At 72.0% G+C, this 14,107-nt stretch carries 12 protein-coding genes; 4 read left to right on the top strand and 8 right to left on the bottom strand.

Annotated features, from left to right (window positions below; all coding sequences use genetic code 11):
* The first annotated feature begins 209 nt into the window (after window positions 1–209).
* Genes ACZ434_RS14250 through ACZ434_RS14235 form a run of 4 tightly spaced genes read left to right on the top strand, consistent with a single transcriptional unit; the run spans window position 210 to window position 4,096 of the window.
* Window positions 210–503, top strand: coding sequence for a hypothetical protein (locus ACZ434_RS14250; RefSeq protein WP_468455382.1), 294 nt, complete (start codon window positions 210–212; stop codon window positions 501–503).
* A 44-nt stretch (window positions 504–547) separates the two neighbouring features.
* Complete coding sequence (locus ACZ434_RS14245) at window positions 548–1,384, top strand: hypothetical protein (protein WP_468455380.1); 837 nt, start codon at window positions 548–550, stop codon at window positions 1,382–1,384.
* 16 nt (window positions 1,385–1,400) lie between these two features.
* Entirely contained in the window at window positions 1,401–3,335 is a 1,935-nt protein-coding gene (locus tag ACZ434_RS14240) for a fumarate reductase/succinate dehydrogenase flavoprotein subunit (RefSeq protein WP_468455378.1), read from the top strand.
* Entirely contained in the window at window positions 3,332–4,096 is a 765-nt protein-coding gene (locus tag ACZ434_RS14235) for a succinate dehydrogenase/fumarate reductase iron-sulfur subunit (RefSeq protein ID WP_468455376.1), read from the top strand. The genes ACZ434_RS14240 and ACZ434_RS14235 overlap by 4 nt, the downstream gene beginning before the upstream one ends.
* Here ACZ434_RS14235 and ACZ434_RS14230 read toward each other — a convergent pair.
* The 8 genes from ACZ434_RS14230 to ACZ434_RS14195 form a co-directional block, all read right to left on the bottom strand.
* On the bottom strand, window positions 4,093–5,274 hold the full coding sequence (locus ACZ434_RS14230; protein WP_468455374.1) for a glycoside hydrolase family 18 protein: 1,182 nt from the start codon (window positions 5,272–5,274) through the stop codon (window positions 4,093–4,095). The two genes, ACZ434_RS14235 and ACZ434_RS14230, sit on opposite strands and share 4 nt — an antisense overlap.
* A 154-nt stretch (window positions 5,275–5,428) precedes the next feature.
* Entirely contained in the window at window positions 5,429–8,068 is a 2,640-nt protein-coding gene (locus ACZ434_RS14225; protein ID WP_468455372.1) for a SpoIIE family protein phosphatase, read from the bottom strand.
* Window positions 8,069–8,335: 267 nt separating this feature from the next.
* Window positions 8,336–8,743: an ATP-binding protein gene (locus tag ACZ434_RS14220; protein WP_468455370.1), complete on the bottom strand. Its 408-nt coding sequence runs from the start codon at window positions 8,741–8,743 to the stop codon at window positions 8,336–8,338.
* A 175-nt stretch (window positions 8,744–8,918) separates the two neighbouring features.
* Complete coding sequence (locus tag ACZ434_RS14215) at window positions 8,919–9,332, bottom strand: (deoxy)nucleoside triphosphate pyrophosphohydrolase (RefSeq protein WP_468455367.1); 414 nt, start codon at window positions 9,330–9,332, stop codon at window positions 8,919–8,921.
* Window positions 9,333–9,372: 40 nt separating this feature from the next.
* The gene (locus tag ACZ434_RS14210; RefSeq protein WP_468455365.1) at window positions 9,373–9,561 is read right to left on the bottom strand and encodes an SPOR domain-containing protein; all 189 of its coding nucleotides are present in this window, start codon (window positions 9,559–9,561) and stop codon (window positions 9,373–9,375) included.
* A 387-nt stretch (window positions 9,562–9,948) separates the two neighbouring features.
* Window positions 9,949–10,701, bottom strand: coding sequence for a GntR family transcriptional regulator (locus tag ACZ434_RS14205; RefSeq protein ID WP_468455363.1), 753 nt, complete (start codon window positions 10,699–10,701; stop codon window positions 9,949–9,951).
* 147 nt (window positions 10,702–10,848) lie between these two features.
* Window positions 10,849–12,009, bottom strand: a complete 1,161-nt coding sequence (locus ACZ434_RS14200; RefSeq protein ID WP_468455361.1) for a DUF4190 domain-containing protein — start codon at window positions 12,007–12,009, stop codon at window positions 10,849–10,851.
* An 80-nt stretch (window positions 12,010–12,089) separates the two neighbouring features.
* Complete coding sequence (locus ACZ434_RS14195; RefSeq protein WP_468455359.1) at window positions 12,090–13,670, bottom strand: S8 family peptidase; 1,581 nt, start codon at window positions 13,668–13,670, stop codon at window positions 12,090–12,092.
* Between the last annotated feature and the right edge of the window lie 437 nt (window positions 13,671–14,107).

Raw genomic sequence — 14,107 nt, 5'->3', positions numbered from 1 at the left:
GAAGAGGAAAGGGTTCGGCAACTCAGGGCGACACGGCGGCCATGGGTGACAAGCCCACCCGTGCGGCGCAACGCACCGGACGGTGCACCCATACGCCTCGGCCAATCGATGCACATCCCTTCACAGCGCAAGGTGTGACGCGCAACACTCGCAGGCGCATGAACGTTGCCGCCTTGGGCCTGAAGGACCCGTGGAAGTGAGGGCAAGTCATGTCCGTGCACGACGAACTGACATCCGTCCAGCGCTGTCTCGACGATCTGATCCGGTCGGTGGGGCGCCTGGAGAAGCAGATGGGCAGCGGCGGCCTGGAGATGCGCCGCGTCCGGTCCGACACCAATCACCTGCGCGAGAGCATCGCGCTGCTGCGGGAGACGGCGGCCACCACCGCGGCCCCCCAGCAGCGGCCCGACCTCGTGACCATCTCCGACACGCCCTACGACCCCTCGCTGTGGGTGGACACGGACGACGAAGGGCTCGGCGCCCGCGGCCGTCACGCCCCCTGACCCCCGCCGATCGCGGCGCCCCCGACCCCCATCGGAGTGGACAAGTGGCCACTGGCACGGAACCCCCTGCCACCGAACCCCATCGCCGGACCGGCGGCGTGCGCACCGGCACGCGCGCCGCGATCGCCGCCCCGCACCTGCGGACCGACCGCTGGTGGCTGGCCCCGGCCGCCACCGCGGCCGGGCTGCTCGCCTTCGTCGTCTACTCGACCTGGCGGGCCCTCGCGAACGCCGACTACTACGCGGCGCCGTACGTCTCGCCGTTCTACTCGCCGTGTCTGGCGGAGAACTGCGAACCGATGAAGGCCGGACCCAACTGGGAGCTCTTCGGCAGCTGGTGGGGCCTCTCGCCGGCGATCATCATCCTGATCTTCCCGCTCGGCTTCCGCCTGACCTGCTACTACTACCGCAAGGCCTACTACCGGGGCTTCTGGGCGTCCCCGCCGGCCTGCGCCGTCGCCGAACCGCACACCACGTACACCGGTGAGACCCGCTTCCCGCTGATCCTGCAGAACGTCCACCGGTACTTCTTCTACGCGGCGATCCTGGTCGCCGGCATCCTCACCTACGACACCGTGCTCGCCTTCCGCGACGAGAACTACGACTGGGGCCACATGGGGCTCGGCACCCTGGTGTTCCTCGTCAACATCGTGCTGATCTGGGCGTACACGATCTCCTGTCATTCCTGCCGGCACATCGTCGGCGGCAAGCTGAAGCACTTCTCCCGGCATCCGGTGCGCTACCGGATGTGGCAGTGGGTGGGCCGGCTGAACGCCCGGCACATGCAGCTCGCCTGGGCGTCCCTGCTGAGCGTGGCGCTCGCCGACCTCTACGTGTACCTCGTCGCGACCGGTGTCTTCGACGATCCGCGCTTCTTCTAGCTGGGGGCTGTGACTGATGTCCGTGGTCGACCGACAGGAGTGGGACGTCGTCGTGGTCGGGGCCGGCGGCGCCGGCCTGCGCGCCGCGATCGAGGCGCGCGAGCGGGGCGCCCGTACGGCCGTGATCTGCAAGTCGCTCTTCGGCAAGGCGCACACCGTGATGGCCGAGGGCGGCATTGCGGCGGCGATGGGCAACGTCAACTCCGGCGACAACTGGCAGGTGCACTTCCGCGACACCATGCGCGGCGGGAAGTTCCTCAACCAGTGGCGGATGGCCGAGCTGCACGCCCAGGAGGCCCCGCAGCGGGTGTGGGAGCTGGAGACGTGGGGCGCGCTGTTCGACCGCACGAAGGACGGCCGGATCTCGCAGCGCAACTTCGGCGGCCACGAGTACCCGCGCCTGGCGCATGTGGGCGACCGCACCGGCCTCGAACTGATCCGCACCCTCCAGCAGAAGATCGTCGCCCTCCAGCAGGAGGACTTCCGCGAGACCGGCGACCACGAGTCCCGGCTGAAGGTCTTCCAGGAGTGCACGGTCACGCGCGTGCTGAAGGACGGCGAGCGGGTTTCCGGGGTCTTCGGGTACGAGCGGGAGTCCGGGCGCTTCTTCGTGCTGGAGGCACCCGCCGTCGTCATCGCGACCGGCGGGATCGGCAAGTCGTTCAAGGTGACGTCGAACTCGTGGGAGTACACCGGCGACGGGCACGCGCTGGCGCTGCTGGCCGGGGCGCCGCTGCTGAACATGGAGTTCGTGCAGTTCCACCCGACCGGGATGGTCTGGCCGCCGTCGGTGAAGGGCATCCTCGTCACCGAGTCGGTGCGCGGCGACGGCGGGGTGCTGCGCAACTCCGAGGGCAAGCGGTTCATGTTCGACTACGTCCCGGACGTCTTCAAGGACAAGTACGCCGAGTCCGAGGAGGAGGGCGACCGCTGGTACGAGGACCCGGACCACAACCGGCGCCCGCCCGAACTGCTCCCCCGCGACGAGGTGGCCCGCGCGATCAACGCCGAGGTCAAGGCCGGCCGCGGTTCCCCGCACGGCGGGGTCTTCCTGGACGTGTCCACGCGCATGCCGGCCGAGGTGATCAAGCGGCGGCTGCCGTCGATGTACCACCAGTTCAAGGAGCTGGCGGACGTCGACATCACGGCGGAGGCGATGGAGGTCGGGCCGACCTGTCACTACGTGATGGGCGGCATCGCCGTCGACTCCGACTCGGCGGCGGCGCGCGGGGTGCCGGGACTGTTCGCGGCCGGTGAGGTGGCCGGCGGCATGCACGGCTCCAACCGGCTCGGCGGCAACTCCCTGTCCGACCTGCTGGTGTTCGGGCGCCGGGCGGGATGGCACGCGGCCGAGTACGCGAGCGGCAGCGCTCAGGCGCGGCCCCGGGTGGACGACGTCCAGGTCGACACGGCCGCCGCGGAGGCGCTGCGCCCGTTCTCCGCGGAGGGCGAGGCCCCGGACCAGGGCCCGCCGGAGAACCCGTACACCGTGCACCAGGAGCTCCAGCAGACGATGAACGACCTGGTCGGCATCATCCGCCGCGAGCAGGAGATGGAGAAGGCCCTGGAGAAACTCGCCGGGCTGCGGGTACGGGCCCGCCGCGCCGGTGTCGAGGGGCACCGGCAGTTCAACCCGGGCTGGCACCTCGCCCTCGACCTCAGGAACATGCTGCTGGTCAGCGAGTGCGTGGCCCGGGCGGCGCTGGAACGCACCGAGTCGCGCGGCGGCCACACCCGCGAGGACCACTCCGGGATGGACCGCGGCTGGCGCAACGTCAACCTGCTGTGCGCGCTCGCCGGCACCGCGGAAGGTCTCCCGGTCACCGAGGCGGTGCGCGGCCGGATCGCCCTCACCCGGGAGACCACCGAACCCATCCGCCCCGACCTGCTGGCCCTCTTCGAGAAGGAGGAGCTGGTCAAGTACCTCGCCGAAGAGGAGCTCCACGAATGAGCAGCTACGAGGCCCGCTTCAAGGTGTGGCGGGGGGACGTCGACGGTGGCGGCCTGGAGGACTTCGCGGTCGAGGTGAACGACGGCGAGGTGGTCCTCGACATCATCCACCGCCTCCAGGCCACCCAGGCCCCCGATCTCGCCGTGCGCTGGAACTGCAAGGCCGGCAAGTGCGGTTCCTGCTCGGCGGAGATCAACGGGCGCCCCCGGCTGCTGTGCATGACCCGCATGTCGGTCTTCGAGCGGGACGAGACGATCACCGTGACCCCGCTGCGGGCGTTCCCGGTGATCCGGGACCTGGTCACGGACGTCGGCTTCAACTACACCAAGGCCCGGCAGGTCCCGGCGTTCGTGCCGCCGGAGGGGGTCGCGGCGGGCGAGTACCGGATGATGCAGGAGGACGTGGACCGGTCGCAGGAGTTCCGCAAGTGCATCGAGTGCTTCCTGTGCCAGGACGTCTGCCATGTGGTCCGCGACCACGAGGAGAACAAGCCGGCGTTCGCCGGACCGCGGTTCCTGATGCGGGTCGCGGAGCTGGACATGCACCCGCTGGACGCGGCCGAGGAGTCCGGCCTGGACCGCAGGCGCACGGCCCAGGACGAACACGGCCTCGGCTACTGCAACATCACCAAGTGCTGTACGGAGGTCTGCCCGGAGGGCATCAAGATCACGGACAACGCGCTGATCCCGTTGAAGGAACGGGCGGTGGACCGGAAGTACGACCCGCTGGTGTGGCTGGGGTCGAAGATCAGGAGGCGTTAGGGGCTCACCCCGGGGTCCAGCCAGCCCTCGCGGTACTCCTCCCAGTTCGTCTCCGTCGCCGCGAAGTCGATGTACGGGGCGACACCGAAGAGTTCCCGGTCGGGGTCCGTCCGCGACAGACCGAGGCGGGCCCCGCGGACAGCGGCGGCGACGGTCTCGGCGTGACCCCAGTGGCTGAAGTCGCTCTCGTAGTAGAAGGGCAGGCCCATCAGCAGATGGGTGGTGGGCGGGGTGACCTCCAGGGCGAGGGAGGTCTGCTGGGCGACATAGCCGCCGTAGGTGCTCTCCAGGGGCCGCGCGGTGTCGTACGACATCACGGCGATCTGGTCGACGCGCCGGGCGACCTCGCCGAAGAACTTCTGGGACCACCACTTGGGGTGGTCGGCGAAGACACCGGCGACGGTGTGGAGGCCCGGCAGCGGGTCGATCTGGTGGGCGGCCACCGAGAGTTGCGCGCCCTCGGCACGGGTGACGGCGCGCAGGTCGTCCAGGAGGGGGAGGTAGTCCGGGTCGTCGGAGTGCAGGGGCTCCAGGTCGAGATGGACACCCTCGTAGCCGGCGTCCAGGACCTGGCCGGCGCTGCGGACGACGGCGGCGCGGGTGGCGGCCCGGTCCAGACGCAGGCCGTCGGGGCCGCCGTTGGCGAGGACGTCCCCGAGAAACGCCTGGACGCGGACGCCCGGCAGCTCCCGGTGCACGGCGTCGATGAACCAACGCGCGCGCGGATACTTCGACTTCGGCAGGGTCCCGTCGTGCTCCAGCGGCCCGGAGTGGACGTACAGGTCGCGGATCCCGGTGCCTTCGAGGCGGCGGGCCAGCGCGGTCACGTCGGCGTCCTTCTTCCGCCCGTCGACCCAGGCGTGCCCGAGCCACATGGCGTCGCGGTTGCGGGTGTACGTGCCGTCCGCCGGGTCTCCCATGTAGTTGACGCGCAGGGCGGTCTCGACGGCGAGGACGGGGACGATCAGGACGAGGGCGAGCACGAGGGCGGTACGTCTCACCCGGCGGCCCCAGGGTCCACGGCGCTTGCCGGCCGGCTCCTCCGGGGAAGCCTCGTCCGGCTCCCGCGGGGGTGTCTCGTCCGGCTCCCGCGGGGATGTCTCGTCCGGCTCCCGCGGGGGTGTCTCGTCCGCCGCCGTCCCCGGTTCCTGCGGTTCCTGCGGCTCCGCGCGTGCCATGACGGCTCCCCTTCACCCGTCGACTCCCCTGGGCAGCCGAGTGGTTGATGTTGAGGGGGAGGACGAGGGGAACGGGTGTTCCGGTTGCGATCACCCGGGCTCGCCCGTCGGGCCGCCAGGACAGGGTGCCGGGCGTGCGTCGGGCGCAGCGGGGTCAGAACAGGCTCATCAGCGCCTCCGCCGGGTCGGTGAGGGCGGTGTCGGTGCCGGGGAGGGGGAGTTCGAACCAGACCGTCTTGCCCCGGTGCGTACGGCGTGAGCCCCAGGCCGCGCTGAGCAGGCCGACGAGCTGGAGGCCGCGGCCGCCCTCGTCGGTGTCGCGGGCGCGCCGGCGGCGGGGCTGGACCAGGCCGGAGTCCCAGACCTCGCAGACCAGGGTGCGGTCGAGGAGGAGGCGGAGTCTGATCTCGCCCTCGCCGTAGCGCAGGGCGTTGGTGACGAGTTCGCTGACCAGGAGTTCCGTCGTGTCGACCAGGGGCTCCATGTCCCAGCCGAGCAGCTGGGCGCGGGCGTACTCGCGGGCCCGGCCCACGCTGCGCGGCTCACGGGGGAGCGTCCAGTCGCCGACGGAGTCCGCGGGCAGCCCCTGGACGCGGGCCATCAGCAGGGCGATGTCGTCCTCGCCGTGGTGGGTGTCGAGGGTGTTGAGGACGTGGTCGCAGACGTCCTCCAGGGGCCGCGCGGGATCGGTGAGGGCGCCCACGAAGGCCTGGAGGCCCTCGTCGAGGGGGTGATCGCGGCTTTCGACCAGTCCATCCGTGTAGAGCGCGAGCAGGGCGCCTTCGGGCAGTTCGACCTCCACCTCCTCGAAGGGCTCCCCGCCGACACCGAGCGGCATCCCGGGCGGCACGTCCAGCATCAGCGCCGGTTCGCCGGGTTCGACCAGGACGGGCGGCAGATGGCCGGCGTTGGCGAAGGTGCAGCGCCTGGTCACCGCGTCGTAGACGGCGTAGACACAGGTCGCCAGGTAGACCTCGGACAGGTCCGCCTCGCGGGGGCGGCGGGCGGCTCTGGTGGCCTGCTGGACACCTCCCGCGAAGCCCTGGGAGGGTCCTCCCGGCGTGCCGAGGCCGCGGGCGATCTCGTCCAGCTGGGAGAGCACCTCGGCGGGTTCGAGGTCGAGCTGGGCCAGGGTGCGTACGGCGGTGCGCAGTTCGCCCATCGCCACGGCCGCGCGCAGTCCGCGCCCCATGACGTCGCCGACGACCAGCGCGGTGCGGTGGCCGGGCAGTTCGATGACGTCGAACCAGTCGCCGCCGACCTCGCTGGGCCGGCCCGTCGCCGCGTTGCCGGGCAGGTAGCGGCAGGCGATGTCGAGGCCGGAGGCCTCCGGGTCACCGGGCGGGAGCAGGGACCGCTGGAGTATCAACGCGCGTTCGTGCTCGCGCCGGTACAGGCGGGCGTTGTCGATGCAGACGGCGGCCCGGGCGGCCAGTTCGACGGCGAGTTCGCGGTCGCGGTCGCCGAACGGCTCGCTGCCCTTGGTGCGGGCGAACCGGGCGAGGCCCACCACGGTGTCGTGGGCGACCATCGGCACGGCCAGCGTGGACTGCACCAGGCCGCCGTCGTCGCCCGGCACCTTCTGCGGGCGGGCGGTGCGCAGGGCGTCCGCGCAGGGCGAGTTGAACGGGAAGTGGTGGACGGCGCCCACCTCGACATGCTCGCCGGCGCCGATGAGCGGCGCGTCGGAGACCGCGCTGGCGAAGGCGACCCTGCGCACCTCCGCGCTGCCGTCGGCGAGCCCCGGCGGGTTCTCGTCACCCACCAGCAGGCCCTGGTACAGGTCGACGGTGGCCAGGTCGCAGAAGCCGGGGACGACGACGTCGAGCAGTTCGCGGGCGGTGGTCTCCAGGTCCAGGGAATTGCCGATGCGGGCGCCCGCCTCGTTGAGGAGGGCGAGATTGCGCCGTGCGGCGGCGGCCTCGCGGGCGGCGGCGCGGCGGGCGGTGATGTCGGTTCCCAGCCAGGCGATGCCGATGGGCCGGCCGCTTCCGCTGTGCACGCGGTAGAGGTTGACGGACCAGTGGCGGCGCTCCTCGGAGCCCGGGACGAAGCCCGTGACGTGCATGTCGGTGATGGAGTCGCCGGACTCCAGGACCCGGCGCAGGGTCGCCGCGACCCGCTCGGCCTCCCCGCGCGGCAGATAGTCGTGCACGCCCTTGCCGCGGTGGTCGTCGGGGGTGCCGCCGAAGATGGACGCGAACCGCTGGTTGGCGCGGCGTACCCGCAGGTCGGGGTCGATCAGCACGAAGCCGAACGGGGATTGGCCGAATATGGCCTGCGAGGCGGCGAGATCGGTCTCGATACGGCGCAGGGTGCGGACGTCGACGACGATGCAGACGGCGGCCTTCTCGCCCTCCTCGGTGCGGGTCGGCATGACGTAGACCTCGGCGAGGCCCTCCCGGTCGCGCTCGTCCGCCGCCGTGGAGTCCGGCAGCCGGAAGGGCACCACTCCGGTCCACTCCCGGCCGTCGAGGATCTCGGCCATCTTGCGCTGGCCGCGCTCGCGGCGGACCGGCTCGATGAACGCCTCGATGGGGTCCATGCCGACGGCGTGGTCCGCGGGGATGCCGAAGATCTGCTCGGCGCGCAGGCTCCACTGGTCGACCAGCCCGTCCGGGCCGATGGAGAAGGAGGCGACCTTGATGTAGTCGTACATGGAGCCGGGCGGACTGCTCTGCCACATCCCCTTGCCGCCCGGAGCGTCGCCGGAGGAGAGGCCGTCGACGGCCCCGCTCCTCGCGCCGCCCGACGAGTCCTCGGACTCCGTGGCCTTCGCTGGTATCTCGCTCACGCGAACCGTCCCCTCCAGCTCACCGCGTCCGGCACCGGTCACCGGGGGCGGCTGCCCGCAGTATCCAGCACTACGGCGCCGCACAACACGGTGTTCACGATCACAGCACGGTCCCGATGCTTTTCGGTCCGCGCCGTGAGAACACTCCCAGTCTTCTAACCAGCGGACACGTCGTCGAATCCCCCTCCCGGGCAACCGCCACCGGCCTGAACCGGTCACTCGACGGAAGTTCCGTGTCCGTACAGCGGCGAACGGCCGTGCGGGGGCTCATCCGGGCACCGTGAGTTCGAACCACACGGTCTTGCCGGCGGCCCCGGGCCGGGTGCCCCAGCGGCGCGAGGCGCAGGCCAGGAGGTGCAGTCCGCGTCCGCCCTCGTCCTCCGGCCGGGCGGCGCGTTCGTGCGGGGGCTCGGGGAGCGGGTCGGAGACCTCCACGCGCAGGACTTCGGCGTGGTCGCAGGGGTGCACCAGGCGGACGCCGATGGGTCCGGTGGCGTGCCGCAGGGCGTTGGTGACGAGTTCGCTGACCAGCAGGGCCGCGAGGTCGCCGACGCTGTCGAGGTCCCACAGGCGCAGTTGGTCGCGGACGGCGGAGCGGGCGGCGCGCACGGCCCCCGGGTCGGCGGAGAAGGTCCACGCGGCCCAGTCGCCGTCGGTCTCGGTCACACGGATCACTTCCCGCCGGGGAGCGAGGGCGAGCGAACCCGTCCATGTCCGGTTTCATGGGGTTAAGGGGCCCATACCCGATATCCCGGACGGAGTACCGCGTCCGGCGGCGCATCGTGGCACGAGCGGCGCGGAGAGGCGCCCACGCTCCGTCATCCCCGCGCCCGCACGCCGGAGTCGTGCTTCACACGCCCTCGCGCAGCCCCAGGTGGACGAGGGTGTCCCGGACGGCGGGCACGTCGTGGTCGAGCCAGTCGACGTCCCAGATCCGGTCGGGGGTGAGCCAGCGCAGCTCGTCGTGGTCCTCGAGGGGACGGGGCGCGGGGGATCCGGGGCGCAGGCGCGCGGTCCACACCCGCATCACGTACGGCGTCCGCAGCGGCCACTCGCCCGGGACGCGCTCTCCCGCCTCGGCGTCGACGCCGAGTTCCTCGCGCAACTCCCGTACGACGGCCCTCTCCGGGGCCTCCCCCGGTTCGACCTTGCCGCCGGGCAGCTCCCAGCGCCCGGCCAGTTCCGCGGGCGCGCTCCGGCGGGCGGCGAGCAGCCGCCCCTCGTGCCACAGGGCCGCACCCACCACCACGATCCGCTCGCTCATGCGCCGGAGCCTACGGCAGGGCCCGCGCGGGAGACCGGGGTCAGCCCGACGGTGCGCCGTTCTGGCTGATCCGCTCGACCCAGTAGAGCTGCTTGTGTCCGCGCCCGTCGAGGCTGTCCGCGATCCGCTCCGCCTCGGCGCGCGTCGCGTACCTGCCCACCCGGTAGCGATTGCCGTTGTCGTCCTGACGCACGACGAGCCAGGGAAGAGTCACCGTGCCGTCGTTCATCGCTCCCCTCCACTTCCCGTCCGCGGTCCGCGCCGCGCTCCGCCCGGTAAGGAAACCCCAGTACGCATATGCCCGAGCCTACGCCTTACCTTCACTGAGCGAATACGCCTTTTCACAAAGAGGCACGCAACCAGCCAGAACACAGGGGGCGCACGGTGGCGGATGCGCCGTGCGCGAGGGCCTGCGTATCCGGTCAGCGGCATACCGCCGGGCGCGCCCCGCTCCGGGGGGCGACCTGCGAGAACGGCCAGATTGCTACGGCGGCGGGGCGACCGCGGCCCGCACGGCGCGCCGGAGCGCGGCCGGGCGCGGGGCGCGGAAAGGAGCGCGAGGGAGTGATGGGGCGGATGTGCGGGGCGGTGACGGGGGCGTGAAGGCCGGAACGCGCTACTTCACCGGGAGGTGGTACGCGGCCCGGTAGCGGTCGGCCGGGATGACCACGTCGGCGGTCTCCACGGGCCGGCCCGAGGCGAAGTAGGTGCGCTGGATGACCAGGACGACATGTCCGGGGACACCGCCCAGCAGCACCAGCTCCTCGGCGAGCCCGGGGCGGGCGCCGACCTCCTCCGTGACGTTGTCCACGATCACGTCGATGGCGCGCATCCGCTCCACCACGCCCATGCCGCCGAGCGGGCCCTCCTCGGGCAGCATCACGGGGGTCCGGCCGGTCAGGGCGAGCGGCTCCCAGGAGGTGGAGAGCATCACCGGCTCACCGGCCTCCCGGAAGAGGTACTTGGTGCGCATCACGCGGTCGCCGGACTCGATCCCGAGCCGCCCGGCGATGGCGGCACAGGCGTCCGTCTGCTCGCTGCTGGACTCCCACGTGCCGCGGACGCCCGCGTCGGCCTGCTCCTGGCGGAAGGGCGTGGCCCCGCGCTCCGGACGGAACCCGGAGCGGGCGACCCTCCGGGGCACCGGACGCTCGCGCACGTACGTCCCCGAGCCGGAGCGGCCCTCGACGAGCCCCTCCGCCATGAGCACCTTGCGCGCCTCCAGCGCGACCGTGTCCGAGACGCCGTACTCCTCGCGGATCCTCGCCTGGGAGGGGAGCCGGGTGTGCGGGGGCAGCCGTCCGTCGACGATCTTCTTGCGGAGATCACCCGCGACGCGCAGGTACGCCGGCTGCTCACCGAAGGTCACGGGCCACTCCCATCAGGTTGTACAGACAGCAACAGCGTGGCAACCGTAGGTTGTACCAGGCAAGCGAAGGCCAGAGAATCACTCGATGTGATGACATCTTCGGGGTGAGGGCTTTACGCAGGCACTTTCTCCCCGCTATGGGGGCCCTCACACCTTCATCTCACCGCTTTCGGGCGCGCGCTCCGGCTCCTCCTCGTACGAGGGCGGGGACGTGGCCAGACCCAGAGCCTTGCGGGCGGTGACGGAGTGGGAGGGGTCGATCAGCTCCCAGCCTTCCGCCTCGTGCCCGTAGTAGGCACCGACGTCGGCGGCGTCGGCCGCCCTGCCCCACTCCGCGCGGGCCTCACCCAGCTTCGCGACCAGATCGGCCATCGGCCGCTCCGCACCGGCCGGCCACTGGTGCGCGCGCAGCAGCCCGATCTGCTCGGCGAGTGCCGCCTCGACCCGTCCGGCCCACTCCTTGTCGTCGCTCAGGTCCTCGTCGGGGTACTCCCCCTCGGGCGGGTCGTCCAGCGCCGCGTTCAGCACCCGCGCGGCCTCCAGATAGGCCAACTGGTGGGCGTCGAGGGTGGTCTCGTCCCGGCGCAGCGTGCCGGTGAGGGTGGCCTGCGGGTCGCGGTTGCCGAGCACACAGGTGATCTCGCGGTCGCCGAAGTCCCAGCTGTCCTCGGACGGCGTGAGGTAGTAGACGTCCACATGGCCGGGGAGCGCCCAGGTGTCCATGACGTAGCCGTCCAGGAGCTCGTCGCACCGCTCGATCGCGGTGTCGCCGAGGCGCGCGTCGCCCGGGTAGGCGCCGTCGGGCAGGGCGGCGACGGCGAAGACCTCCCCGTCGTGCTCGCGCGCGCAGGGCACACGGGTGGCCCTCTCGGCCCAGCCCTCCAGCCCGCCGGGCGAGTCGAAGCAGTCGCCCTCGCGCAGCGCGAGGACGCTGTCGCTCCGGCTCGCGTCCTTCACGCCCTGCCAGAAGTCGGACGCGGCCCCGGTGGCGAGGGCCAGCGCCCACAGGGCGAGCCCGGCCGACGACAGCACCGAACCCGCGACGGCCATCCCCCGCCCCCGCTGCCCCCGCCGTTTGATCTGCCACAGCGCGATCAGCCCCAGCACCAGCCCGACGGCCGGCAGGAAGCACAGCACGCCGAAGACCAGGGCGGCGACGGCGACCCCGTTGACGGTGACCGGCGGCCGGGGCCCGTAGGGGCCGTAGAGCCCGTACGGCGCGAACCCGGGCTGTCCCCCGTAGGGGAACTGGGGCGGCGGCTGCGGGCCTTGAGCGTGCGGGGGCCCGTAGGGCGGAGGTATGGACACGAGCCGCATCGTAAGCGGGAGGCCACAGGCCTCACCCCCGGGGATCGCTTCCCGGGGGTGAGGGTGCCGGTCGGGTGCCGTCAGAACTGAAGGGCCCAGCCGTTGAGCCGGCCGGAGTCCCACCAGGCGTTGTCGCTGACGCGCAGCTTCCAGGTGCCGTTCGCCGACTCCGCGGAGGCGTCGACGGTGTAGGTGGTGTCGATGTCGTTCGCGCTGCCGCCGGTGCCGTACGACTTCAGCGTGTACGCCGTGCCGTCGGGGGCGATCAGCTGGACCTGGAGGTCGCCGATGTAGGTGTGCGTGATGTCGACCTCGACGGCCAGGTCCGAGGGCGCGTTGCCCGAGACGCCGGAGACGGTCACCGGGGACTCGACGGTGGAGCGGTCCGCGATGGTGTAGTCGGCGGTGTTCTCGAAGCGGTCACCGGGGGGCGGCGGGGTGTCGTCCCCCTCGCCCGTGAACAGCAGGCGGTTGGGCGAGCCGCTGCCCGGGTTGCCGACGACGCCGCTGGTGGCGGCGGAGGTCAGCGCGGCGGAGACCTGGGCGGGGGTGGCCGAGGGGTTGGCGGCCAGGTGGAGGGCGGCGGCACCGGCGACGTGCGGGCTCGCCATGGACGTACCGGAGATGGTGCTGGTGGCCGTGTCGCTGGTGCGCCAGGCGGAGGTGATGGAGGAACCCGGCGCGAACAGGTCCAGCACCGAGCCGTAGTTGGAGTAGCTGGCGCGGGCGTCGCTGGAGGTGGTGGCGCCGACGGTGATCGCCTCGGTCACCCGGGCCGGGGACTTGGTGGAGGCGTTGGTGGACTCGTTGCCGGCCGCGACGACGAAGGTGATGCCGGAGGCGATCGCGTTGCGCACCGCCGCGTCGAGGGCGCTGTCCGCGCCGCCGCCGAGGGACATGTTGGCGACGGCCGGCTTGACCGCGTTCCGCGCCACCCAGTCGATACCGGCGACGACCTGGGCGGTGGTGCCGGAGCCGGAGTCGTTCAGCACCCGCACGCCGACGACGTCCGCCTTCTTCGCCACACCGTAGGCGCTGCCCGCGACCGTGCCGGCGACATGGGTGCCGTGACCGTGGCCGTCCTGGGCGGTGTTGTCGTTGTCGATGGCGTCGTAGCCGTAGGAGGCACGGCCGCCGAAGTCGTTGTGGGTGATGCGGACTCCGGTGTCGATGACGTACGCCGTCACGCCCTCCCCGGCCGAATCCGGGTAGCCGTAGGAGCTGTTGAGCGGCAGGGCGCGCTGGTCGATCCGGTCCAGGCCCCAGGAGGGCGGGTTGGGCTGGGTGCCGGTGACGTGGAAGGTGCGGTTCTGGATCACGGAGGCGACGGCCGGGTCGGCGGCGAGACGCTTCGCCTCGGTCTCGGAGGCCTCGACCTCGTAGCCGTTGAGGGCCTTGGTGTAGGTGCGCTCGATGTCGGCGCCGTACTTCTTCGCCAGGGCCCGGCCCTCGGCGGAGCCGGAACGGGCCTCGTCCGCCTTCAGGGTCACGATGTAGCTGCCGGCGACCGCGTTCGCGTCGCCCGCGTACTGGATGCGGCCTTCGGGAGCGGCCGGGGCCGCGCCCGCGGGGAGAGCGGAGACCAGACCCGCGACGAGCGCCACGGAGGCCGCGGCACCGAGGGTGGCCAGTCTTCGCCGGGGATGACGCATCACTGCCATGTGAGGGTTCCTCCTCAGTCGGTGGTGCGTGTGCTGTGGGGGGTGGTGCGGTCGACGCACCTGCTGCGCGGGTGGCGAAGCAAACCGGCCACTGACAGGATCATGTCAACACCGATGGCCAAGTCCGTGCGTCAGCCGAAAGATTGAGGGTTCCACAGGATTTGCACAAGGGCCCTGCACGAAGGTAATGGCCCATACCCGTGACAGCGCACGACCGGCGGACCCGCCCCGTACGTCCGGGCGACCCGGTCGCACCCCGCCCGGCGCCCCGGTTCGATCCCGAGGCCGCCGCACCGAGCGGACCGTTGCCCGCACGGTCACCTCCGCTGCGATTCCGCCATTGCCGACCCACCCTGCCGGCGACGAGGACTGGACGCGCATGAGGGACCGCTGTCTCAGGGGCGCGGACGTCTCCCCGTGGGCGCGGCGACCGGTCT

The organism is Streptomyces sp. NPDC030893, assembly GCF_055571535.1.
The sequence above is the reverse complement of the archived record's forward strand: the minus strand, read 5'-3'. Positions and strand labels throughout refer to the sequence as shown.

Bases quoted from the DNA above. Each gene is read 5' to 3' on its own strand.
- ACZ434_RS14250 (WP_468455382.1), top strand. From the start codon at position 210: ATGTCCGTGCACGACGAACTGACATCCGTCCAGCGCTGTCTCGACGAT.
- ACZ434_RS14240 (WP_468455378.1), top strand. From the start codon at position 1,401: ATGTCCGTGGTCGACCGACAGGAGTGGGACGTCGTCGTGGTCGGGGCC.
- ACZ434_RS14235 (WP_468455376.1), top strand. From the start codon at position 3,332: ATGAGCAGCTACGAGGCCCGCTTCAAGGTGTGGCGGGGGGACGTCGAC.
- ACZ434_RS14230 (WP_468455374.1), bottom strand. From the start codon at position 5,274: ATGGCACGCGCGGAGCCGCAGGAACCGCAGGAACCGGGGACGGCGGCG.
- ACZ434_RS14215 (WP_468455367.1), bottom strand. From the start codon at position 9,332: ATGAGCGAGCGGATCGTGGTGGTGGGTGCGGCCCTGTGGCACGAGGGG.
- ACZ434_RS14210 (WP_468455365.1), bottom strand. From the start codon at position 9,561: ATGAACGACGGCACGGTGACTCTTCCCTGGCTCGTCGTGCGTCAGGAC.
- ACZ434_RS14195 (WP_468455359.1), bottom strand. From the start codon at position 13,670: ATGGCAGTGATGCGTCATCCCCGGCGAAGACTGGCCACCCTCGGTGCC.